Raw genomic sequence first — 7,317 nt, forward strand, 5'->3', positions numbered from 1 at the left:
TCCTGCTCTATTGAGCCCCTTGCGCCGCGCTCTGCACGGCCAGCAGGTAATTTTCCTCTCGGGTCTGTTTTTCCTGCTCCAGATAGGTCTGAACCTTGGTCATTCCGTCGCCTACGATGGCTTCTGTCCGGTCATAGGACCGCTGGGCGTCATTGAACTGGTTTTCCGTCATGTTGAACTTCGTCATCCATTCCGACCGCTCGCTGTCCACCAGAGGGACGATGTTGTACTGTCTGGAGCCGTTGTTGGCGTTCAGATTCACCCAGGTGGGGACCAGCTCCACACCCTCCAGGTATACCGTGTCGTCGGAGTATTTGGAGAAGGTAATGGAAAATAGAACGCCGTCCTCTGTATGGGGGGTGGAGACGGAAGAGATGTTGCCCAGCCGCTGGTTGGAAACGGCGTTGCCCATAGAGTAGAGAATCACGGTCTTATGCTCCGAATCCACGGTGCTTTCCAGCAGGTCCACGGGCTGCACCACATGGGGGTGGCCGCCGATGATCACATCGATGCCCATGTCGCAGAGCTTCTGAGCGATGGCCTTTTCCTGATCCCGGGCATAGGTGATGTACTCGATGCCCCAGTGCATGTAGATCACCGTGGCCTCCGCTCCGGCGGCCTTCATATCGTCCACATAGCCCTGGACCTCGTCATAGAATCGGGTCAGATTGTCATAGGTGAAGTAGTTGCACAGCCCCGCCTCAGACATGGCGGCGTTGCCGTTGAGCTGGGGGGCGCCCTTGCTGTCTACGCCGGTGGCGTAGGTGTAGCAGAGCATGCCGACTTTGATGCCGTTGATTTCCTTGATGGCCCATTTTTGCTCGTCTGGGGAGAGATAGGTGCCCAGAGTCTCCTGCTCGGTGCCGCGGACCACTTCCAATGTGCGCTTGAAGCCCACCAGAGTGGTGTCGTAGCTGTGGTTGTTGGCGGTGAGCAGCATGTCAAAGCCCGCTTTTTTTGTGGCGTCTGCCAGAGCGTCAGGGCAGTTGAAGTTGGGATAGCCGGAGTAGCTGTAGCCGTTGGTAGTTCCGGCAAAGGTGGTTTCCAGATTGGCGATGGAATAATCCGCCGCGGACACATAGTCCGTGATGTAGCGGAAAATGCTGTCAAAATTGTAGCTGCCGTCGTTTTGCAGCCCTGTGTTGATAACCGGGATATGCATGACCAGATCACCGGTGGAGAGAATGGTGGCCGTGGATACCACATGTTCCGGATCCGGCATGGTGGTCGTGGGGGGCTCAGTCTCCTCCGTAGTGGGGACAGTTGCCTCCGTAGTGGGGGCCTCCGTGGCATCCTGCGCCGGGGCGCTGCTGCCCTTGGATATCTGGAACTGCAGATACAGCACCGCAGCGTTGGCAATCAGCAGAGCGATAATCAGCACGGTCAGCACTGTGACAAGGCCGGTGTTCTTCTTTGGCTTCATTGGTGTTCTCCTTTGTTACGCGGCGCTGTCCGGAGCCTGGGGCTCCCGCAGCTGCTTCTGCTGAGCGAAATAAGTCTGCGCCTTTTCCATACCGGTCAGGACAAGGGCCTCAGTCCGGTCAAAGGAGGCTTTGGCACTCGCCAGCTGGTTGTCCGTCAGGCCAAACTGGGCCTGCCATTGGGAGGCGGTGGATTCCTCCAATGGGAGGATGTTGTACTCTTTTGTCCCGGAATTGCTGTGCATATTCACCCAGGTGGGAATGAGCTCCGTGCTGTCCACATAGACGCTGCCGTCAGAGTACTTCGAGAAGGTGACGCAGAAGAGCACGCCGTCCTCGGTATGGCCGGTGGGATCGGATTTCTGCATTTCCTCCTTGCGCTGATTGGAGACGGCGTTGCCCATGGAGTAGAGGACGATGGTCTTGTGTTCGGAATCCGTGGAGCTTGTCAGCAGGTCTACAGGCTGCACCACATGGGGATGGCCGCCTACGATCACGTCTACGCCCAGGTCGCAGAGCTTCTGGGCCATGGCGGTCTGGTTGGCATTGGGACCCTCGCCGGTCTTCCATTTGTACTCATCGCCCCAGTGGAGATAGACCATGGTGGCCTCGGCACCGGCGGCTTTCATCTCGTCCAGATAGCCCTGAAGCTGGGTGTAGAATTCGGGGAGCTTGTCATAGGTAAAGTAGTTGAGAATGCCGTTTTCCGCTACTTCATGGTAGTTCAGCACGGGATAGCCTCTCTGGCTGAAGCCCTCGGAATAGGTGTAGCAGACCATGCCGATTTTGATGCCGTTGACCTCTTCAATGGTCCATTTCCGCTCATCGGCGCTGAGATAGGTGCCCAGAGTGTCCAGACCCTTGTCCCGGACGGTGTTCAGGGTACGCTTGTAGCCCACAAGATCGGTGTCGGCGGCGTGGTTGTTGGCGGTGAGCAGCAGGTCAAAACCCGCGTCCTTCAGGCTGTCCACAATGGCATCGGGGCAGTTGAATCTGGGGTTGCCGGAGTAGCCATAGCCATTGTCTGTGCCGCAGAGGGTGGTTTCCAGATTGGCAACGGAGAAGTCCGCCGCCTGGGTATAGGATTTGACATAGCGGAAGATGGAATCATAATTGTAGCTGCCATCCTCCTGCTTGCCGGAGTTGATGACATCCATATGCATGAGAATGTCGCCGGTGGAGAGCACCGTGGCGGTAGAAAGCAGCTCGGGAGCGGCCTCTGTTGGTGCTTCCGTGTCCTCCACGGTGGGGGCGTTTTGGGAGGTGGACGGCTTCCCATCCGGCTTCGTGCCGCCGGGGGTCTTGAAGCACAGGCTGATGACGGTGATATCCGCTGCCGCCAATAGGGCAATGATGATCAGCAGAATTTTGATAAGGGGGGATCGTGGTGTACGGGACATGATGACCTCCGAAAAGAAAATTAAGTATCCAGCAGATAGCGGACTTCGTTGACGACTTTTCCGCCCTGCATGTAGATGCGGGGCACCCGGCGGCTGATGCCGCAGACGAACTCATAGTTGAAGCTGTCCGCGGCGGCGGCAATGTCCTCCACGGTGACGGCTTCTTTGCCGGAGCGGCCCACCAGAACAACAGTGTCCTCCAGCTGCACGTCCGGGATGTCCGTTACGTCTACCATAAGCTGATCCATGCAGACCCGGCCCAGTATGGGGGCCTTTTTGCCCCGGATCAGCACATGGAATTTGCCGGAAAGGCTTCTGCGGTAGCCGTCGGCATAGCCCACGGGAATGGTCGCCACCCGGGTGGGACGGGAAGTCACATAGGTGCCGCCGTAACTGATCTCCCGGCCCGCCTCCAGAAGTTTCAGGTGCGTAATGCGGCACTGCCAGGAGAGGGCGGGGGTCAGGGAGAGAATGCTGGGGTCCACCTCATCGCTGGGGTAGAGACCGTAGGTGATGATGCCGGAGCGGACCATCTCGCAGGGGTGGGCAAAGTTCATAATGCCTGCGGAGTTATCTAGGTGGCGGATGGGAATCTCCACACCCCGCTGCCGCAGCATCTCGTCAAAATGATAGAACAATTCGGCCTGCTTTTGGGAGCGGGTCAAATCAAAGCTGTCCGCTGTGGCGAAATGGGTGAAAAGCCCTTCGGCTTTCAGCCCGGGTAAGGCGGCAATCCGGGCGCACTGATCCGCCGCGGCGGCAGTGGCCTGAAAGCCGATACGGCTCATACCGGTGTCCAGAGCAAAATGGAAGGGCACGTCGGAGAGCCCCGCGTCCTGAGCGGCATGGGAAAGGGCCAGAGCATCTTCATAGTGGAAAATAGAAGGGCGGATGCCCTGCCGGATGGCGGTGGGAAAGGCGGCTACAGGGGTATAGCCCAGAATCAGGATGGGTGTTTCCAGTCCCGCCCGCCGGAGCTCCATGGCTTCCAGCATGGAACTGACGCCGAAAAAGGCGCACTTCCGCTCCAAAAGCCGCGCCACCTGAATGGCTCCGTGGCCGTAGGCATCGGCTTTGATAATGGCCATAATGGGCAGTCCGGTCTTTTCCTTCACCGCGTCGATATTTTTTTCAATGGCATCCAGGTCGATGATTACCTGGGTATTATCATAATGCACGCAAATCAACTCATTTCGGTAAACTCTTTTTCATTTTACCACCGATTCCCCCAAAAGGCAACCGGGAGAAGATTTTTTTAAGAAATGGCGCACCAAAAGAAGTCTCCATGGAGAACGTGGCAGAGCGAAGCCAGGGCGTAGACGCCCGGGCAAAAGACTTGCCAGGCCATTATGAAAGGACAATACCACGGTCTGGACATCACCTTCGTCTTGTGTTATATTATAAAGTAAAAGGAGGAGGCCATCCCATGGAGCGAAAGAACAACTACGCTATTCAGGCCCAGAACGCCAAAAAGATTTTCCTCTCCTACGATCAGAACGCCTTAGCGGAAAAATTGGGGCTGCGGACAGATGATCGATACCTTTACACAGCCCTTCTGGGACAGCCCTACCGCATTACCCGGAAAACCGGGGATCTGGAGCGGCTGGAAAACGGTGCCTGGATCGATGCCAACAGCTTTGACGAGGTGCTTACCTTGCTTGATCTGGTCTGCGACAGCCGCGCGGACCGGCATCCTGCCGGGATTTGGAAAAACATGACGGATTTCGGCCATCAGTTCCACCAAAACCTGATGGAGAGCCGGGATGCTTTGGCGGATTTTGCCCAGGAGCAGCCGGATGCCTACTGCGCGGCCTTGAAAAAACTGGGAGCAAGACCTTTGAGAGGGGCGGATATCGCCTATGCCATCCCGGTTTTTGACAATCTGGAAATGGCGATTTTCTTCTGGGCCGGAGACGAGGAGTTCCCGCCCAGCATTCGCTATCTCTGGGATGAGAATGCCTTGCAGTACATTCGCTATGAGACCATGTATTATTGCCTGGGCTGTCTGCGCAGCCGGGTGCTTGGTATTTGATTTTTTTCTTGCATTCTCGCATATTCGTGGTATAATACTAAATATTTATTCTCCTGCGGGGCGGGAAAGGATGGGAAGAGAATGATTTTGAAATCGGATCGGCTGACCCATGTCCATTCGGACATTCGGGGGCCGCTGTACGTTGAAGCATTGCGGATGCAGGCCGCCGGAACGCCTGTGCTGAAGCTGAATACGGGCAATCCCGGAAATTTTGGATTCAAAATGCCGCAAAGCGTCCGCCAGGCACTGCTGGAGCATGTGGATGATGCGGTGCCCTACTGCGATGTGCGGGGCATGCCCGCTGCAAGGAAGGCCATTCTGGATTACCACTTGGGGAGGGGCCTTCAGGGCATCACCATGGATGATATTTTTATCTGCAACGGTGTCAGTGAGGCCGTTTCCATGCTGATGACTGCCCTGGTGGGTACGGACGACGAGGTTTTGGTGCCATCTCCCTGCTATTCCCTGTGGAGCAATAATACCTATCTCGGCGGCGGCAGGCCGGTTTACTACCGCTGCGATCCTAAAAATGACTGGAATCCGGACTTGGAGGATATGCGCTCCAAAATCACGAAGCATACGAAGGCTGTTCTGGTCATCAACCCCAACAATCCCACCGGCGCGGTGTACAGCAGGGAGACGCTGCTTGCCATTGCCCAGCTGGCCCGGGAGAACCACCTGCTGCTGCTGGCGGACGAGATCTATGACCGGCTGGTCATGGATGATATCCCCAATTATTCCATGGCGGCTTTGGCGCCGGATATGCCCTGCGTGACGTTCAACGGCCTGTCCAAATCCCACATCATCTGCGGTTTCCGCTGCGGATGGATGGTGTTTTCCGGCCCCAAGGAGGAACTTTCCGAAGTGGAGCAGGGCGTGACAGCTCTGGCGTCCATGCGCCTGTGCGGCAATACCCTGACACAGCTTGTGATTCCCGCTGCCCTTGCGGATATGGACAGCACCCGGGCCATGATGCACCCCGGCGGGCGTCTCTACGAGCAGAGCAGGGCTACGGTAGAGGGCCTGAAAAAGATTCCCGGCGTGACCCAGATACCCAACCGGGCGGCGTTTTACCTGTTCCCGGGTCTGGAAGCGGGGGCATTTGACTTTGAGAGTGACGAGGACTTTGCTATGAAGTTCCTCCATGAGAAACACATTCTGGTCATTCCCGGCCACGGCTTTGACTGGTTTGAGGATCTGCGTTTCCGCATCGTTATGCTGCCGGAGCCTGAGCGGATTACTGCCGCAATGGAATCCCTGGGAGAATTCCTGGACGAACACAGAAGATAAAAATACAGCCCGAATTTCTGGCACTCCGTCAAAAATTCGGGCTGTTTTTATTTCGCCAGCTGTGCCGTATACCCCATCTCTACCAGGGCGTAAAAAGCACTCCACACGGTATCGGGTATCTCCTGAGGAATCTGGTATCCCTTTTTGGCATACAGATCCATCCGCTGGAAGTCGCCTACCAACATTTCAACGGTGGCGCGGCTGGAGCGGCCCCGGGCAGCGTTGGTCTCCAGATATTCTGCCATGTTCTGTTGGTAGGACGTGACCTCGAAGGGCATCTCCGGCCAGTAGTTTTTCCAGGCGGCATAGATGCGGCGCTCCATATAGGGCTTGTGCACTCCCAGAATAGAGGAGACGGCGATGTCCTTTTGGGCAAGTAGATCCCGGGTAAAGGCGATGTTTTCCGCTGTGTTGGTGGATTCTGTTTCCAGCAGCAGAGCATTTTCCGGCACACCTTCGGCCAGGGCTATGCGGCCGAAGCGTTCCGCTTCACTCTCTGTCCACATCTGGGCGGTGTTTCTTCCCAGACCGCCGGTGAAGAGTACCCAAGGGGCGAAACCGTCCCGGTAGAGTTGGGCGGCCCGACGGGGGATATCCTCGTTATAGCAGCCGAAGCCAACGATGCAGTCTGCCTTTTTTGGGGGCGTATGCAGGCATAAATAGTCCCAAAGGACCTGCGCACAGGCAAGCGTGTCCATACGATCATCCTTTCAAGATGGTTTAGCTTATCATAGCAAAAAAACTTTGAAAAGGCAAGAATCAAAGGTTGACAAATGGAGGAAACGGTGGTATCATAATCCGGCTGTAAGCGAGAGACCTCCTGTGAGGCGCTGAAAGCGGCGCTGTGAACCGAAATAACTTCAAAAAGACAAAAAAGGGTCTTGACAAGTAGGACGGTTTGTGGTAATATGAACGAGTTCAAGTGAAAGCGAGAACGGCTGTACCTTGTAAATTGAATAACGTAAAGACAAACTAGAACACCTTGGACAATTAATGGAATTGTTTAAGCGTAAGCGAAAAACAGCCAACGAAAATTCTTGAGTAATATTGCTAAGAGCGAATTATTCAAAACTTTGATTTTAGTTCTTCGGAATTAAGATACAATTTTTTGAGAGTTTGATCCTGGCTCAGGACGAACGCTGGCGGCGTGCCTAACACATGCAAGTCGAACGGA

The 7,317-nt window shown here is 55.6% G+C and carries 6 protein-coding genes and 1 rRNA gene; 3 read left to right on the top strand and 4 right to left on the bottom strand.

Annotated features, from left to right (window positions below):
* Positions 1–7: 7 nt before the first annotated feature.
* Genes KQI10_RS09350 through alr form a run of 3 tightly spaced genes read right to left on the bottom strand, consistent with a single transcriptional unit; the run spans position 8 to position 3,999 of the window.
* On the bottom strand, positions 8–1,423 hold the full coding sequence (locus KQI10_RS09350; RefSeq protein WP_216567159.1) for a CapA family protein: 1,416 nt from the start codon (positions 1,421–1,423) through the stop codon (positions 8–10).
* A gap of 15 nt (positions 1,424–1,438) precedes the next feature.
* A complete protein-coding gene (locus KQI10_RS09355) occupies positions 1,439–2,821 on the bottom strand; it encodes a CapA family protein (protein ID WP_216567160.1) in 1,383 nt (460 codons plus the stop codon).
* A gap of 20 nt (positions 2,822–2,841) precedes the next feature.
* On the bottom strand, positions 2,842–3,999 hold the full coding sequence (alr, locus tag KQI10_RS09360) for an alanine racemase (protein WP_216567161.1): 1,158 nt from the start codon (positions 3,997–3,999) through the stop codon (positions 2,842–2,844).
* 248 nt (positions 4,000–4,247) lie between these two features.
* Here alr and KQI10_RS09365 point away from each other — a divergent pair, with 248 nt between their 5' ends.
* Both KQI10_RS09365 and KQI10_RS09370 read left to right on the top strand, forming a co-directional pair.
* Entirely contained in the window at positions 4,248–4,853 is a 606-nt protein-coding gene (locus KQI10_RS09365; RefSeq protein ID WP_216567162.1) for a DUF3786 domain-containing protein, read from the top strand.
* An 81-nt stretch (positions 4,854–4,934) separates the two neighbouring features.
* Complete coding sequence (locus KQI10_RS09370) at positions 4,935–6,143, top strand: aminotransferase class I/II-fold pyridoxal phosphate-dependent enzyme (protein ID WP_216567163.1); 1,209 nt, start codon at positions 4,935–4,937, stop codon at positions 6,141–6,143.
* 47 nt (positions 6,144–6,190) lie between these two features.
* Here KQI10_RS09370 and KQI10_RS09375 read toward each other — a convergent pair whose 3' ends face one another.
* Positions 6,191–6,841 (bottom strand): YdcF family protein, encoded by a 651-nt coding sequence (locus KQI10_RS09375; RefSeq protein WP_216567164.1) that lies wholly within the window; start codon positions 6,839–6,841, stop codon positions 6,191–6,193.
* A gap of 406 nt (positions 6,842–7,247) precedes the next feature.
* On the opposite strand from KQI10_RS09375, the gene KQI10_RS09380 reads away from it, so the two are divergent.
* Positions 7,248–7,317: ribosomal RNA gene (locus KQI10_RS09380) — 16S ribosomal RNA — on the top strand; the annotation flags it as partial.

Origin of the sequence: Pseudoflavonifractor sp. MSJ-30 (assembly GCF_018918045.1) — a bacterium.
GTDB lineage: Bacteria > Bacillota > Clostridia > Oscillospirales > Oscillospiraceae > Faecousia.